The following is a 17,990-nucleotide window of genomic DNA, read 5'->3' on the forward strand; positions in this document are numbered from 1 at the left end:
AAATCTATCATTAAATAAGGGAATGAAGAGCATAAGGGAACATATTCTAACCACCTTTTCCCCTTATACCTTAGTCTTACTAAATCCCTTAGCAATATAATCTTTTGTTGAGAAATCCTTAACAAAGGTTGATATACGTTTTTCCGGATCCTCACTAGCTACGAAATAGAGAAAAGCCTCTTGTTTCGTCCTCGTCAAAGAAACATATAAGATTCGCTTTTCTTTTTCTTCAATTTCCTTTTTATCGGAAAGGAAGGCCTCGGAACGAAATTGTTTTATTTTTTTCAAATCGTCTATTTCGTCTTTATGCGGGTAGTAGAAGATGCTGAAGTCCAGTATAAAGACATAGTCGAACTCCAATCCCTTTGTAGCCTTAGCTTCAAGATAGTAGATTTTCGGTTCCTCTACATGCCTCGTCGCATTATTTACGTTTATCTTCTTGATATAAGTGTTTGTACTAAAAAACCGTCCAAAAAAAGTCTTCATATCTCGTTCCTTTTGGATGTCATGCTGACGATGGATGATCGCGAAAGTTGAATCCGGTTTACTCTTGCGAATGTCCATGATTTGTTTGCCAACCTGGGTTAGCATATCCTTATAAGATTTAAAGGCCCTAATCAGTGGCTTTTCTCCCTGCCTTGGAAAATATTTCTCGTCGTCATACTTGGAATCTTCATCCGATCGATTAAAATTCAACGAGTTTGCCAGTTTCATGATTTGGTAAGTTGACCGCCAATTACGCTTCAATACGACGTTGTTCCCACTTTGTACTTTTATGCCAAGTGATTGATAGGAAAAGGGACTGCTTTTATAGATTCGCTGCCTTTCATCCCCACTCAAAGTCAATGTTCCCTTATTAATGGCAACCAATAATCTCAGCTGCATTGGTTGAAGATCCTGCACTTCATCTATGAAAATATGATCGAACTTCTCCGAATTAAGCAACTTGTGAAGATTCTCCATGATTAAGAGGGCATAATCTTCCCGGTCAATCCTATTTTTAAAATCTTTCTGTTGTTCCTCCCTATAAATCTCAAATAGGCGGTAAATAGTAATCCGTTGTTTGGAAGAAAGGTTCGGCAGCTTTCCACGCCCTTTACGCTCACAGGTAAGATAATCATCTTTTGAGATGAAGCCATTCCCCTTCATCCAAGCGAATTCGTCCATTAAAAATGAAGTATTTTTTGTCTTCTTTATCGTGTGAATGGAAGGGTAACCTTCGAACTCTTCCGTATCGAGAAGGTTCATTATCCTTAGCATCATCCCTTTTGTGTTATTATCTTTATGATTCAGGTTCCTGTGGGATGTTTGAAATAATTTAACCTCAATTCCCATCGATTTTAATAATCGATACGCTAGTTCATGAAAGGTCATGAATTGGACTTCATGACCGTGTTTCTGCAGCGCGTCATGATATTTTGATTTAAAAAACCTGTTTCCCGCATCCTTAACCAATTCCTGACTGAAAGATACAAACAAGAATCGTTTTCCGAAATCTTCCGACATTTTCTGCATCATTCTTGTCAGGAGAGTGATGCTCTTCCCGCTTCCAGCAGATCCTTTTACCAGAAGGTGGGTCGAATTCATTTTAGCCACTTTTTGCTGTTCCTCGCTTAACTCGATGTTCTGCAGAAATCGTTCAGTTTTTTCTGAAATGTCCTCTTCGATGGAAGGCACCTTCTCCATCGCCTTTTCAAGTAAGTCGAAAGCTTTGTTTATTTTTAATTCATATGTTCCCTTGTCAAATAACAACTCACTCAATGTCATCAAACCCTTTTTTTGAAATATCCACAGAATATAGAGCATCCTCACAATATTCATTATGGGGGCAGAGCTTGCATAACTCTGAAGGTGCCGCTTCAACCAGAAGGCCATCCTTCGGAGAAATGAATTGATCCATGTCCTGTTTATTGACCTTCCTGTTATTCATCAATTCGAATGAGCCCTTCCACCTTTCGTTTTGAAAAGCTCCATGATGTGTTAGAAACTGAAAATACATAGTGCTCATCGGATATTCAAGATTTTCATAATATAGTCTACGTCCTAGCCCATATTTTCTCATTCCTTGTACAAGATACTCCTTCAGATTTTCCTCGACGATGAATCGGAGACGTATGCGGGTCAAATAGGGAAACAACCCTTCGAGAATCTCTATGATTTCCGACTTGTCCTGTCCGCTAGCAGCATAAATTTTCACCAGGTTCCCAACCAGAAACTCTTGGTGAAAGGGAGATCGGTAACTAGAATAGCCATTCACGACGGAACTATAGTAGAATCGGCGCTGGCATAAATACATCTCTACGAATTCTTCCCTTGGAAAACTCAGAAGCTTATTTTGCACGGTCGCCATCTCAATATCATTTGGCTGAATGTTAATCGGCAAATATTGATAATTAGTCTTCCCAGCATTCGCCTCTTTCTCCAACCCTAAAAGCTGAACATAAACCGACCTCTCCAACTGCTCATGGATATCCCAATTTTTAATCCATGAAATTGAAATTTGCCCCTCATAACATAACGCCAAGTAAAACAGGTATTTCGCAAAGGCCCCTTGATTGCCCTTTCTATATAAGTACATATCAGTCGCTGGACGATTCAATCGCTGTATCAATTGTTCCGACAGCGGCCATGGCATAGGCGAACTATCTTCTGGAAAGTGCTTTTCATCCATTCCGCAAAGGTGCAACCCCTTTCCCTCATTCAACAGGATTAGGCCATCCAATTGTTCGAGTCTTTGAATGGATACTTTCTGGTCGTTCATTTCGTTTTCTTTCTCCAATTCTAACTCGAATCCATTCTTTAGATAGACGACGATGGCTTCAGCAAGATCGCTGACATGATATGTACGTCCATCTTCTACTGGCCTCATCAGCATTCCTTCTAACTGATTAACCAAATCCCTTTCCACTGAACCTAGAAATGAATTCTTCACACCCGATTCATCCAGAAGCTTTTTGACCCTGTCAAAATGGGTCTTGATGGTAATCCGCTCATTTTCGATGTTCACTAACCATTTGGCATCAGAAATAAGCTTTTCCATGAACCCTTTAATAACATTTAAATCCTTCAGGGTGACGGAAAAGAAAGAGAACCTCAATACAGGATTGATTCTGACCGCCTTGAAATGATCCGTTTTCTTCAATTGATTCTTCCTTATCGAACGGGAAGAAGATTTTTTGGCAGCCTGCAATCTCAACATCTGGTCGCGCCATTCATCGATGGTCTCGCAATTTCTGAAATAAGGGAGGATGGCATTCAGTTGCTCCGTATAATCTCGGGCATTGTCTGTCCCATAATTGAGCCAGCCCGAGGAAAAACACTCCATTAGGATTTTATCGTTCAAAAAATAATCACCTTTATCCTCATTACTAATCGAATGTAAATGGAGCAGGTACTGTCCGATGGGATAAGACAGAAAATGACTTTCTCCTTCATAAGCCTCTGGCCTAAATTCACGAATCCGTTCCTGTAGCTGATCATTGCTCGGAGAAACATAATGTACGCCATCCTCCAAATCACCGACAAATTCTATCATGTATTCATATGATTTTTCATGGATGCCTTCGAACTTTCCATCCAATACATTCCCTTGTAAAACCGAGGCGAATCGTTCACTCCGTAATGTCGATGGATCTGTCGTCAAGGTCCAATTATCTCGTTTAGCCCATCCATACTTTTCGGAAAAATTCTCATCCAGAAAAGAAAAGATTTCTGGAAACTGTTCATTGTATAGATTAATGAATACAAGTTCGAACCCTGCTTCCTTCCATTTTGAAAAGACGAAATGCTGTCCTGGCGATATATAATAGAAACCATGGAGCACGATCGTTTTGTTCCTGATCGGCAAATCTTCGTTTAAAAAAACCTGAAAGATAGTTTCATAATCTTTCAAATTCCGCTCGGAGTCTACCATATACGGGGTAAAGCCAGGAATCATTTTCTCCCAGACATCACAGAAAAGCTTCTCTTCTATCTTTTTTGAAAAATCAAGGATATCATCCGGCCTTAACCCAATTTCCGTCAGATTCCTCATCGTGATAAGCAGATTTAGTTTATTGCGTTTAAATGAACGGATGACTTTTGAGTTCTCTTCACATTCCCAGTCACGCAAAAGGTCAGACAGTAGCGAATATTGGTTGAAACGATGTTCTGTATCATTCCATCGTGGATAAAACTTCTTCATGAGCTCCCCAATGGAATACGCATGAAGTATTCGGTTCTTCCTTTTCACTCCTTGTGCCAGAGAGCTCGAAGCACAAATATGTACAGTATCCATATAGGGCTGAAAGTCAGGCAGTAAATGAAAAGTGTATGGATTTTCATATGTAACTACACGAACTGTATCACTCACATCTATCATCCTATCTAATTTTGAGTTAAAAGCTTCGACCAAGTCCAGTTAAAGGAATCATTTTTCATATTCCTGATGATGACCAGTTCTTTCTTTGCCCTTGTCATTGCAACATAAAGCAATCTGGTTTCCTCCTGAATCGACTCTCGGTCTTCAAGGTTATTCATGGATTGGAAATTACTATTTTCCTTCAATCCATACCCAGGCTTGTTGATTTTCCAGCCTATCTCTTTCCTTGCTTCATCAAAAATGATATTACTGAAAGAAGTGGTGAAAGGCCTTTCCGTGAACGGTATAATGACCGTATCGAATTCAAGTCCTTTCGCTCGATGGACAGTCAAGATATGAATGTAATCCATGACTTTTCCATCCGTCAACATTAAATCTTCTTCCTCACGGTTAGTTGCTATCTGCACTTGCAGCCATGAAGCTATCTGATAAAGGGAAACGAAATCTTCAGAAAATTTTTGATGCAACATTTCAAATAGCTTACCTATTGCAAGCTCATAATTATTCGTATACCCAGCAGCCTCCTGAAAAATATAATCATCCGTGTATTCATAGGAAGCTTTATCCCTCAATTCATCTACCTTCCTGGAAAATACCCAATCATAAGGTTTTCTCTCCAAAATGACCGACCTGAGAACAGAAAGAACAGGCTGGGAAGCTAGCCGACTAGCATAATCTTCAAAGGGGAAATTAGTGGCCCCCTTAATGGCACTAATCGCATCCTGGTCATGACCTTCTACTGAGATGACCTTATGCAAGATATATTTTTGGGCCTGTCCATATGGTCCATAAACTAGGTTCGCTAAGTATTTACCGTTATCCGGATATAGAAGGGCTAAGACAAGGGAGAAAAATTGTCTCACAGGTTTCGAGGTGAAAAAACCGCCTCCGACTTCAAGTTTTGCCATCAAATCTAATTCCCTGCACCATTTATCCATTAATCTTGCCTCTTCGATGGTCCTTGTCAATATAGCCATCTTCCCTTTATCCTCGCTTGGTTTCTGGCTATTTGATTCTTTCAGTATTTTGAACCTTTCCTTAACAAATGGCATGATATATGTTTTCATGTTCTCCTTCGTATCTTCTCTTCTGCGCTCTATAGTAAGTGGTTCTTCCCGATTGTCGTCCTTCACTCCCTGCAGAATGTCGCCTTCCATTCCATATTTCAGGAAGCCTTTTTCACCCCATTGTGTAAAGTATTCACCCATTTGCCCTAGAAGAGATTTAGTTGTCCGGTAGTTTTTCGTCAACGCGTATTCCGAATCATCGATTTCCACTCCGCGTTCATCCAGCTTTTCCTTCAACCTGGTGAATGCAGTATGGTTTGCACCCCTGAACCGATAAATGGACTGTTTGACATCTCCCACCACAAATAAGGTTGCCGAAAATGCTTCCTGAATTGTGCCTATCAGTCGAATTTGTACATCATCGCTATCCTGGAATTCATCCACGAATAGGTACGAAATCGGATTGGACAAGTTCTGAAAAGCCTCCATACCGTGGTCATGCCTTATTTGATCGATTTGCCTTGTCAGGTCATTGACAGTCACAGCATTCAACGTTTCTTTCTCGATAGCAAACCTTCGTTCCACATTCCTTATAACAGTCTGAATCAGGTCATTAATCTTCTGATGGGGTCCATCCGCTTCTCCAAACTCCACTTCATGAAGGATTTCATCTGTGGAAAAACCTTTTTGTTCGAATTTTTCCCAAAAGCTAAGAAGGGTATCGACTAACTCATATACTTTCAGTGGAGAGATTAGAACTTGTATGCTCTCTTCTCCATTCGCCAATTCTGCCTTGAGATAGGAATCCAATTCCTCTTCAATCCACTTCTTCTTATCCATTTTGAAACTGCGTAATCGTACATTCAACCCGAAGCCCCTTAATGAACCGATTTCCTTCAAAAGAGATTTACAGAATGAATCGATAGTCTGTATTCGGACCTTATTTAAATTCTCTATCACAGTTAACAATTCCAGTTGGCCTGTCAGGTGGTACCGCTTAAAAAGATTCTCTCTTAATTTTGTATACATATTATGTGCGGCATCCTTGGTGAAAGTAATCATGACAATCTCAGCAGGGTCAACTTTCGCTTTCAATAACAAATAGAGTATTCTGTCAATCATGACCGTCGTTTTTCCCGTGCCGGCGCCAGCCTTCGCCATTATGTTTTTCTCATGGGGTGCATGTTCAATTCGATATTGTTCCACATTAAAATCTGGATAGGTAGCTATAATTGAATCAAGGTGATCGAGTCCTTGACCATCCTTAATCTGGATTGCTTTCTGAATGGGATGCCCAATACAAATCATCTCCTGGTATAACTTCGCCTTTTTGTATTTACCAATTTCGCAATAATCAGCAAAGTCTATCTTTCCGTTCGTGAATAAAAATACTTTTATTCCCCTCTTCAGAAGTCTGTATAGGAAAAGTTTCTGTTCCCCTGCCTCTTTATGGTCCACATAATAAACATAGGAATATTCTATATCTTCTACCAATGGGTCCCCCCCTTAATTAAACTCCAAAATAGTGCATATATACCATTATATATGAATCAAATTTTATATACAGGTTATTTCTTCTTTTACCTTAAATTGTAAGTGAATCAAGTTATATAAACATTAATGATGTTTATAAATCGGAAGGATTGGTACTAATAAAGTAAAGGAATTAAGGACAACACTTCTTTGCTGAAAGGGGATTCTTCAAATGGCAAATAAAGCACGATTACCAGAGACGAAAGAAACCCGGAGTAAAATCATGTCATCCATTAAAGCCGTTTCGAAGCTGGAAACGTTCGTTTCACATGAACTATGGCACAGGGGGTATAGATTCAGGAGGAATGTCAGGGGAATGATGGGAACACCAGACATCGCCATCAAAAAGTATAAGGTCGTCATATTCATCGATTCGTGCTTTTGGCACTTTTGCCCGATACATGGAAAAATGCCAAAGAGCAATATAGATTTCTGGGTGAAGAAGCTTGAGAGAAACCAGGAACGCGATTTAGAAATCACAAAATATTATACAGATGGAAATTGGCATATCTTACGAATCTGGGAGCATGAGGTAAGGAAGGATTTTGATAATACCATCGAAAAAATCACCACTTTCATCGATAATGCCAAGGAAGATGTGGCACACGAATAAAAATGGACCCTGACAATTTTGCCAGGGACCATTCTAAATTTAAAATAAACTAAGTTGTTGTGGATTCACTTTAATAGCTGCTGCATCTTCTTCCTCGATTTCGAGAATTCGCTTGGCCATTCTTTCAATCAGTCCGACCACCAAGGCATTTCCCATACAGAAGTACCTCATCCGTTCGGACATTCCTTCCGTCCAATGATCTGGAAAACCATTCAATCTTTCACACTCTACTGGGGTAAGGATGCGAAGCCTTTTCGTTTCGGGATCTTCCACCACATGGCTGCTCCGATTCACAGTACCTTCACTTGTCAGCATCGTACGGCCTGGCTTGTCCAACGATTCAGGGAAAGCCATCCCACCCTCGGAAAATACATATTTATGTCCGTTAGCAGCCGTCCTCTCAATCTTTTTCGGGCCCTTAAGGTAACGGAATTTCTCGATTGCATCTGTGCTAAGATAATACTTTTCGTCCACACCAGATTGCAAGATTTCACCTAATAGCCTTGGCCGCTCCTCGATTGGGAGCAATTCCTCTGTATATACAGCGCCATCTCTCATAATTCCTGAATTCAGGTATGTCATCGTGAACTCATCTGAAATTTCGAGAATACCTTCTTCCATCGTGAACGAATTTGGTTTATGCTTTTTGGAAATTTCCCATTTGACCGGGAATGCATTAGCGAAGAAACCTCGTTCATGCAACATTACCGCATCATCTTCCTTGGCCCTACTTTTGACATATGGCGTATCGTTCCTGATGGCAAAAATGAAGACACGGCGCCTCCTCTGTGCTTGTCCATACTCCGCAGCATTGACGACTCTCCATTCGACTGAGTAATTCAAATCCCTGAAGCTTGCCAACATGATGGAAAAATCCCTTCCACGCTGTTTCGATGGAGACTTCAATAATCGGTCCACATTTTCCAGCAAGATATACTTCGGCCTGATTCCTTCAGCAAGCCTCATGATTTCCCAGAAAAGGACACCTTTCTTCCCTTGAATTCCTTTTTCTCCGGAAAGACTTCGGGCAACGGAGTAATCTTGACAAGGAAAACCGCCTACAATTAGTTCAATCCCTTTATTTACAAATATCTTTTCATCTACCGTAGAAATATCTTCATTGGAGTGTATTCCTCTATCGAACTGTCTAGCATAACAGTTAAAAGCATCCTGTGATTTTTTTGAAGGTTCCCATTGGTTACCCCAAACCACATCAAATCCTTTTGCCGCCTCAAGGCCCAGCCGGAACCCACCGACCCCCGCAAATAATTCAATTGCATTTATCATGACCGAACATCCTTTCGGCTTTTATACCTATTATAATAATAATCCCTAGTGAGATCAAGAACTATCCATTAAAAATATAAAATAAATTCATTTATCCAAAATAAGTTAACTCATATACCTGAATTTTGAATATAGCGGTATAATATTATATACCCTAACTCTATCATTTTAAAGTGTAATGCGTGAATTGTAAAAGATTTTAAAATTCCATTTTAACAGAACACTCAAGAAAGGAGCTTGTTATTTTATGGAATATAGAGACTTTAAGTCTTAAGACCTCCAGCCAAAATATCGAAAGACTTTTAAGCTTTGAAATTTAACACACCTTGAGTGCTGAACTGCAATGGACGGCTTTTTAAGACCATATTTTTCCGTTCTTTTTTTAATTTTAAAAAAGGGTTAAAACATTTTTTAGAGCATGATTTATCTGGCCTTCTTATGCTTATTGAAATTAAATGATATCCACTTCAATATGTTTGGTAGTCATAAGGCGGTAAAAAGTCACAGTAGTTTTCTGAAAAGAATAAATTATCTGCAGTTAACAATATTTTAGTCTTATTGAACTAAGAAGACTTATAAATCGCAAGTCTCTCCTCCATATGCTATATATTCAAATCCAATTATTGCAGAACTTGGCGAACACACCATTCGTGTGAAATCTGGTCATCCAAGTGTATTGTGGTTTTGTAACTCCCCCTCACTTAGCCTTTTCCATTTTTCTAAGTATTGTTCCAATTGGGCCACCACCTTTTATTGTGTAGTTAGATTCATACAGGTAGTAAGTAAAATCAACGAGTAAACTAATATTCTGTCATTTGAATTCTTGAAATTAATACCGATATCAAAAATAGACTATCCTGGTAAACTATGGGTTTAAGGTTTAAGTTTTAATTCGAATCAATTAATAGTAAAATTATATTATTTAGTTTAATTTCCCAGTTAAATATAACTTTTTGGGAATTTTATTTTGATAAGGTGGCATCTTTATGGTTTTTAACTTTCAGGACATTTTTACATATTTACAATCAGCAAAAAAAATTGAACACATACTAGCCCATTCCTACCGTCAAGTCGAGTATCCTTTTAATAAACGTGGTGTGTATACGCGCAATTTACCTCTTTTCAATAAGGAACTTTATGATTTAATTGTCAAACTTAAACGCTTGCCGATTGTCGAGGAATTTGAGGTACACTACGCAAAAGAATATTTAACACGCCCAGCCAATAAAGTAGCACTCCAATATCATGCAAATACGGCATATAGAGCATTAGTTTCAGAGCTACACTTTTATTTTATATTAAAAGAATCTGGCTTATTCGATGATGTGAAAATGGACTACACATATGACTTAGAAGCAAAAACAGATATATTAGTTCGTAAAAACAGCAAAATGCTCGGCATTCAACTATTTAGTGGCGATGAGAATTACCGCTTATCAAAAGAAAAATCAATTGAAAAATTACAACTAGGCTATGAGCTAAAACTATATAATTTGCGTGACCATCCAGAACGAAAAAACATTATCACCAGCGCTGATGGCTCAAAATTCACCTTATACGGAAAGCTCGATGGACAGTTTTTTGCTGAGTATTTAAGCGATGCTCCGCACTTTTCTCCTGAGGAATTATTGAAAGACGAACAAACCGATGCGTTTACATTATTACCAGACGTAAAAAAACAAAATGACACTATAATTGACGGTGGAGATGTTCAATATTCATATATTTATATAGGATTACACTTTGATCATATCGAACAATATCTTAACCTGCTACACAATAAAGGAAAAAAAGTATTCGCTCTCTATCAAAAAAAAACCGGAGATACATTTACTGCAACCGATGGACAAATTTTCACACTAAATGGTCAACGTTTAAAAAGAACAGACGGCTTGAGTTATTTAAAAAAACATAGCAAATACTTAAAAAACTTTAACTTCCATCAATACACAATCGAGCATGCCAATCCGGCCTTCAATATCGCTGTAAATGCAGGGGCAGGTAGTGGCAAAACGACGACGCTCGTATCGCGTATTTTATATTTGCTGTTTACAAAGCAAATTACGAGTTTACATGAAATCGTGATGATTACGTTCACAAATGAAGCAGCAAGCAATATGAAAGAAGCGCTAGAAGAACGATTAGAAGAGTTGTATCGTACAACAGGGAGTGAAGTGCACTATAAATACTTACAACAGGTAAGCTTTATGAAAATCGTAACGATTCCAACGTTTGCAAAAGATATTTTAAAGCAGTTCTCGCACTATATCGGCTTATCGGCCAATATCAATATTACTGAAATGACCGTCAAGCGCCGCGAAATCTTAGAACAATGTTTAGACAGTACTCTGGCACAGTATGCAAATAATCCATTTAGTCGTTTAGATTATCATAAAATTATTCGCTTCCTTGAAAACGTCTGGGATAAATTCAACCAAAAGGGTATTGTCGAACAAGATCTAGCGGATTATTTACAATTTAACCCCCAAGACGATAAGTTGAAGCTTACTGTAACCGATATTTTAAAAGAGACTGAAGAGCAATTTACGGTATTAAAATTTGATGAGGATTTTTTAACAGTTGCTGATTTAACGCGCTTTTTAAAGCTGCTTATTAAACAACAAGTACCGTTACATGAATTAAATGAAAATTATAAATACCTGCTAGTGGATGAATTCCAGGATACAGATATCGCGCAAATTCAATTTATTGCTACGATTTCGGCAAAGGCGAATTTACGCTTAACTGTTGTCGGCGATACGAAGCAAAGCGTTTATCGCTTCCGTGGAGCTGACTCTACGGCGTTCTCAGTACTTGATGATTATCTAGGAGCAGGTAACTGTCAAAAGGTGCGCACGTATCAATTAATCGAAAACTTCCGCTCCTCCGAAAGATTAATTGAAGAAATGGAAAAGATTTTTGGACGCTGGCGCAAAAAGGAGTTATTACCATCTCATGAGCAACCGATGTACTCACGTCAAGACAATTTTATGGATGAGGACCATGTTTTCGCGCTATATGATTATGAATTTACAATTGACTATTTACTCGAAGATTTTGCGCTCATGCCACCGAAAAATGAAAAGCCACATGTATTAGCCGTATTAGTGCGCAACAATCATGAAGCAATTGCCATTGGCGAAATGCTAAAGGAACTTGAGGATGGTCCACAATATGAAGTACGTACAGAAGGAACGCTGTACGTCTCAAAAGCTGCGCGCGATTTAGGCATTTTACTACATTCTTGGCTTTATGCAAAAAGCGATACCATTACGCGCAACCAAGCTTTATTTTCACTGAGTGAAACAGCATTCTGTGTTAAAGAAGAATCGCTGCATTTCACAATTCAAAAACGCTATCAAGACGAACGCCAAAGGTCAAACAGTTTTATTAGCGCAGATGACTTTTCGTTTAAGGTGCCTGAAGCATGGCATAAAGCATTTGATTTAATGAAAGAAAAACCGATTTTGCCAATTGTGCAGGAGTTTTTAGATCAAAGCGATTACGCGACCAATTTAGAATCGCTCGGTTTTAATGACATTGAGGTTTTAAAATACGAACTGAATCTCGAAAAAATCATTACCGAAATTTATGCCAAGTTCAGCAATAATGCGACGTTAATACAAGTATATGATTGGCTGAAGTTACAAATTGTAACGAACCGTGAAAGCGATGAAGCGGAAATTGAAGAATCATCCTTTGACGATAATTTTGTGCGCGTCATGACAGTACACAAATCAAAGGGCCTCCAGTTCCATACCGTGCTTATAGCCTATCCGAACAGCGCATTCATTCGCAACGAAGATGCAATTAAACAGGATATTATCGTCCAAATTGGTGAGCAGGATAAATTAAAATTCGGCTGGAAATATTACGATCAGCCAAGTGAATTTGAAGATATATCATCTAATTATCGCACGTTGCGTACTGAAGAAAACGAGGAACAACGCCGTGAAGAAGCGCGAATTTTATACGTAGCGATGACTCGCGCCAAGCAATCATTAAAAATTTACGGCTTACAAGATGTGCAACAGGAAGCCGCCCATCCGAATACTTGGGGAGAATTATTGTTTACTTAAGGAGAATATGCCCATGCCTGGCTATAGTAATTTAATTTATACAAATGCGGAAGAACTTTTAAATCCAAATAGCGCATTCGCTACTTATAAAGATGCTATTCATATTACAGCTACTAATTCATTAAAGGCAGGGATGATGAAAAGCAATAGTGGTTTGTATCGTTGGTTTACGGGCCCCATCATCTCCTTTGCTGAATTAATGAAATACATTGGGGATGACTGGACAAAAAGCAAAACGAACTTAAAGCAGTTTACATTACTATCAAAAGAACTTCGCCTTTTGAGTGAGCAAAGTCCATCATTAAATCGTGATTTATTTGCGGCCATTGATAAAAACCAAGAGCTTTTATTAAAAACGATTCGTTTATTAAGCGAAAGCGGTTATACAAGTACAGCAGTGCGTAGCATGTTAAAAAACGTTACAGAACAGGAGCGCATTTTTTTAGACTTATGGCAAGCAGTTGAACGCGATTCTTCATACTATTGCATTCATGCATGGTTTGCACGACTAAGCGAATCGCCAAAACGCGTATTTCGTGCCACGCTCACAAAATTATTCAAAGACGTTATTGCCGACGATCAAAAGCGCGTCAATGCTAATATTCCACATGCGCATTCCGTGCACGATACCGTCTATGAGCGAATTAAACAAGGTAAAAAGAGTCGGCTTGTATTACACGGCTTCTACTTCCTTGTGCCAATCCAGAAGCGATTATTCGATTTGTTAAGCGAGAAATTTGACATTATTCATGTTGTCAACTATCAGCCAAACTATAAGCATGGCTTCCAAACGATTGAGCACTTTTTACACATCCAGCAACTCGGCTATGAACGTGCGATGCCGTATCCGTCTACAGTTAACTATCATGCTAAGGAGTTTTTATTCGCCATTAACGGCTCTTTTACAGCATCAAAAATGGTAACCGATGAACAAGATATAAAAAAAGTAAACTATTTCGAATTCCATACACTTCAACAATTTAAGCGCTATACACAAAGTAATGATGAGCGCTACGTTTCACCACGCACTATGGAAGTTCGTGATTTTTTAGCACCGATTGAACAAGCCGAGCATAAAAAGCTATCCGAGCATCCATTAGGGGCCTTTTTAGTCAATATTCATCGCATTAATAAGCGTAAATTTAATGTTAAAACGGCGCAATACGAAGATTCAGGGAACGTCACGCATACATTGTTGCGTGAAATTTTTAACTCAGGTTATTTATTCGTAGACGGTCTCAATGCACAAGCAGGAATTCGTACTTTAGATTTGTTGCAAGAAATCACGAGACGCTTCAAAACCTTTAGCGAATGGACAACATGCATCGACAACCTTATTGCAACAAAGCAACAAGCCGAGCACCAATTTGCACATCGTAATTCGTATAACAGCGATGAACATCGCATGTACTCATTTTATCATGAAGTCGTAGGGTATTTTTACAGCGCTAAGGAGGACTTGCTTTTTGTAAAAGATTGTATCTTCAAAATCGAGCAACTGTTCAACTTGCTCTTTAACGGCACAGAAATTAATATTTCGCAATACGTGGAAATTTTAGAAGCACATGTGAATAACGATATTGTGCCGTCTCTATCCGAAGAGCTCGATAAAGAAATTGCTAAAAATATTCTCTCCGCATTAGAAGAGTTAAAAGATGGTTCACTGGACCACTTAGATCGAAAAGACTTAATGCAAGGATTACAATATTTTTTAGCACAAAATGCCGACTTTGAGGATGAACATGAAGCGGAACTATACGGTCCTGTTGATTATAGTTCAACCGAAACAATTAGCTCATTATTAAATAGCGACGGTCTTCAATTTGAAGATAACCGTGTAATTCATTTTAGTTTAATGGATAACGAAGCATTCCCAACATCGCAGCCACTTAATATTTGGCCTCTTTCTAGAGATTCCTTTGATTTGCTTTGTCAGAACAATATATATCTACGCCAACTACAAATACGCAAAGAACTTGAAGTCGAAATTGCATGTTATCAATTTTATCTCATTATGACGAATGCTATTAAATTGAATTTCTCCATCGTTCGCCGTCTCAATGAACGCAAGCATTTAAAGCGTTGCTTCTACTTAAACTTTTTAACACTTATTAAAGGCTCTAATCAACAGGTAAATAAGCTAATACAAAAAGATAAGGCGACAACATATGTAAAGAATACAATTGCGTTTTATGAACGTCAATACGTAATACTACCGAGCCAAGTATTTAATCGCTGTCCAAAGCGCTTTGTGTACTCTTTTTTACTCGACCGGCGTCCGATGTTTTATGATGGCTTCCATGAGCCATTTTTATTTCAGCAGCTTATTGAGTACGATCAAGTCTATGCGGCGGAAAATAAACGCCAAGATATATTTACACAGTACCGAAGCTGGTTCCCGCATTGGTCGGAAACGAAAAAAAATGTCTATCAAACAGCGGCTATCGATTATGCGACAAAACATCCAGAAAGAATAAAAAAACAGTTTGCATGGATTAATAGATGGCGATATAACCATATTCGTATGGGCTTAAGTTTATTCGGCTCTGCTTCAAAAGGGGAGATAAAGCATAGACGAGAAGAAAATGTTAACGATGTTTCAATTGCACGTCCTGGTGATAATTGTAAATACTGTCCATTCCAATTTGAATGTGAAGAATCACAACTATATAAACCATAATTATTTGGCATCCTATTACTCAATTACTCGATGACTGAATAATAAGACTTGAGACCTTTGATTTTGTATACGTCCTCTTCCATCTCCTGATATATACAGGGAATCGAAAGGAAGGAATACTCGAAACAATAATAAGATTGTAAGCAAAACATTTTGAGAATAAGCTAAGCATTTTTTAAACCATCATTGCAAAAGAATTTCAACAACATCGGCATTGAATTAAGAGCAGCTGGTTTATAACGTAAGCGTGATAATACATTCAGCATTAGTAATTAAAAGGAGCTATTACAAACTTAAATTCATTTCAGTCTGTTTTTATTATTACTATATAAGGTGTGATTAATATTTTTAAATATGATGATACGAATCCTATAAGTATAAAAGAATATGGTGAAACATTAATCGGGAAAACATTTGCAGATATACTAGATGTAGCTGGTATTGAAGATGACTTGAAACAGGAACTTATAACAAAAATAAATAACCCAAATTATAAAGGGGGTATGGGTCATTTAATAGAAGAATATCATTTTGAATATAAAATTAATAGTGATCAAGAACCTGATTTCCCAAAGGCTGGCGTTGAATTAAAAGTAACACCTTATGAAATCGGTAAAAAAAGGGGGTACGCAGCTGGTGAACGACTAGTTATTACAATGATTAGCTATCAGCACGCTGTAGAGGAAGATTTTTATGCTTCACATACATACAAAAAACTTAGATTAACACTATTAGTGCATTATTTACGCAATCGTTTGCTACCAAGAATGGAATATCCAATCAACTTTGTAACACTATTTTCTCCACCTGAAGAAGATTTAAAAATTATTCAGCAGGACTACGAAAAAATTATTACTAAAGTAAAAGAAGGAAAAGCTCATGAGTTATCTGAGGGAGATACAATGTATTTAGGTGCTTGTACAAAAGGCTCAAATTCGGTTAAAAGTAACGTACCTCAGAGATTCTACGCTCCGGAATTGAAGGCTAGAAAACGAGCATTTTGCTTCAAACAATCTTATATGACCTACATATTAAATAAATATGTTCGAGAAAAAGTAGATACTTATGAATCTATTTTAAGCAGTGTACACGACATTGAGGACAAGACTTTCGAAGAGCTTATCTTCGAGAAAATCAATAAACATCAGGGAAAAACTGATGCACAGCTAGTTACCGAATTTGATGTAAATCCTGGCTCAAAGAGTTTCTGGAGCTCTCTTGCATATCGCATGCTTGGCATCAAGTCTAATCGTGCGGAAGAGTTCGTAAAGGCTAATATTGAAGTAAAAACTATACGTCTTAATGAAAATGGAATAATTAAGGAAAGCATTTCATTTCCAAGTATTACATTAAAAGAATTGGCACAAGAAAAATGGGAAGAGTCCGATTTCTACAATGATTTAAGTTCAAAACGCTATTTAATAGTTGTATTCAAAAAGCAGGGTAATAGTTATATATTAAAAGGTTGCCAGTTATGGAATATAACGAACCAGGATTTAAATGAAGCCGGCATAGGTTGGGAAACTATCCAACAAGTTGTTCAGCGGGGCGTTAAGCTTTGGAAAAAATACAACAAAAACGGCATTGATTTCAATGTGAAAAATGATTTCCCTGAGAAGGCGGCCAATCGCATTATCCATATTCGTCCACATACATCTGAACGATACTATGTACTTGGAGATGGTGAAATAATTGGCATTAATCCCAGTTATGGTGATGAACTTCCAGATGGTCGGGTTATGACGAAGCAGTGTTTTTGGTTAAATAATACCTATATTCTTAGTCAATTAGATGAAAATCTAAAAAATTAAGTGTAATTTTGGTAAGGAGGCCTGACCCTAATACTGTTAATAATTTACAAAGATAAAAAGGAAGTCATTTAAAAGACTTCCTTTTTTTTAAAATCTATCATTAAACTATTTTCCAACCGTTTTACACGGAAAACGACAATTAATTAGGGTATGAAAAAAAGATGTTTGGTTATATTGTTTTTAAATTCGAACAAAAATATATAAATCATAATCTAAAATCTTCTTCCTTTTTATTATAAGGAGCCTCTCCAGAGGGAAGGCTCAGTATCAAATGTATATACTTAATTCGGCTTCCCCAAACTTCTCTTCCTTGAACCATTTTTTTAACCATCCCTATATAGGAAAGGCGCCCCAGTATGTTACTCCATCACTTTTGTCTTTCCGTTCTTCAAATAATCCTATCGCGATAAGACTTTGGGCATTGGTAAGAATTCTTCTTAAACCTTTCCTTCAATTAGACCTTCAACTTCTAACCTCTTAATAAATGAGTTAACTTCATCATTTTCATCCTTAAATTGTATTATATGTTTTCCAATCAGCGTAATGATGTAAATTAACCATAAACCCTTAAATTCCTCTTCATTAAAAACATTTCTGGCTAAGACCTGTCTTAAAACAGG

General features: G+C 37.8%; 8 protein-coding genes. 4 read left to right on the plus strand and 4 right to left on the minus strand.

Features of this window, described 5'->3' with window-relative positions; translation table 11 throughout:
• Positions 1-63 precede the first annotated feature (63 nt).
• From AC1DVB_RS07645 to AC1DVB_RS07655, 3 genes are read right to left on the minus strand one after another with little or no spacing between them, the layout of a single operon-like run.
• Positions 64-1,761 (minus strand): UvrD-helicase domain-containing protein, encoded by a 1,698-nt coding sequence (locus AC1DVB_RS07645; protein ID WP_477588819.1) that lies wholly within the window; start codon positions 1,759-1,761, stop codon positions 64-66.
• Positions 1,754-4,351 (minus strand): hypothetical protein, encoded by a 2,598-nt coding sequence (locus AC1DVB_RS07650; protein ID WP_477588821.1) that lies wholly within the window; start codon positions 4,349-4,351, stop codon positions 1,754-1,756. Before AC1DVB_RS07650 ends, AC1DVB_RS07645 begins: the two co-directional genes overlap by 8 nt.
• Positions 4,352-4,365: 14 nt before the next feature.
• Positions 4,366-6,861 carry a UvrD-helicase domain-containing protein gene (locus AC1DVB_RS07655; protein WP_477588823.1) on the minus strand — a complete coding sequence of 832 codons (2,496 nt, stop codon included), beginning with the start codon at positions 6,859-6,861 and terminating at the stop codon, positions 4,366-4,368.
• Positions 6,862-7,072: 211 nt separating this feature from the next.
• Between AC1DVB_RS07655 and AC1DVB_RS07660 the strand changes: the two genes are divergently transcribed.
• On the plus strand, positions 7,073-7,513 hold the full coding sequence (locus tag AC1DVB_RS07660; RefSeq protein ID WP_477588825.1) for a very short patch repair endonuclease: 441 nt from the start codon (positions 7,073-7,075) through the stop codon (positions 7,511-7,513).
• 39 nt (positions 7,514-7,552) lie between these two features.
• Here AC1DVB_RS07660 and dcm read toward each other — a convergent pair whose 3' ends face one another.
• The gene (dcm, locus tag AC1DVB_RS07665; RefSeq protein ID WP_340860138.1) at positions 7,553-8,800 is read right to left on the minus strand and encodes a DNA (cytosine-5-)-methyltransferase; all 1,248 of its coding nucleotides are present in this window, start codon (positions 8,798-8,800) and stop codon (positions 7,553-7,555) included.
• Positions 8,801-9,786: 986 nt separating this feature from the next.
• On the opposite strand from dcm, the gene AC1DVB_RS07670 reads away from it, so the two are divergent.
• The 3 genes from AC1DVB_RS07670 (at position 9,787) to AC1DVB_RS07680 (ending at position 17,370) form a co-directional block, all read left to right on the plus strand.
• Positions 9,787-12,879 (plus strand): UvrD-helicase domain-containing protein, encoded by a 3,093-nt coding sequence (locus AC1DVB_RS07670; RefSeq protein ID WP_477588828.1) that lies wholly within the window; start codon positions 9,787-9,789, stop codon positions 12,877-12,879.
• A 13-nt stretch (positions 12,880-12,892) separates the two neighbouring features.
• Positions 12,893-15,559 carry a hypothetical protein gene (locus tag AC1DVB_RS07675; protein WP_477588830.1) on the plus strand — a complete coding sequence of 889 codons (2,667 nt, stop codon included), beginning with the start codon at positions 12,893-12,895 and terminating at the stop codon, positions 15,557-15,559.
• A gap of 335 nt (positions 15,560-15,894) precedes the next feature.
• On the plus strand, positions 15,895-17,370 hold the full coding sequence (locus tag AC1DVB_RS07680) for a Sau3AI family type II restriction endonuclease (protein WP_477588832.1): 1,476 nt from the start codon (positions 15,895-15,897) through the stop codon (positions 17,368-17,370).
• Positions 17,371-17,990 lie beyond the last annotated feature (620 nt).

This window comes from Peribacillus sp. P4_D6, from assembly GCF_056401795.1.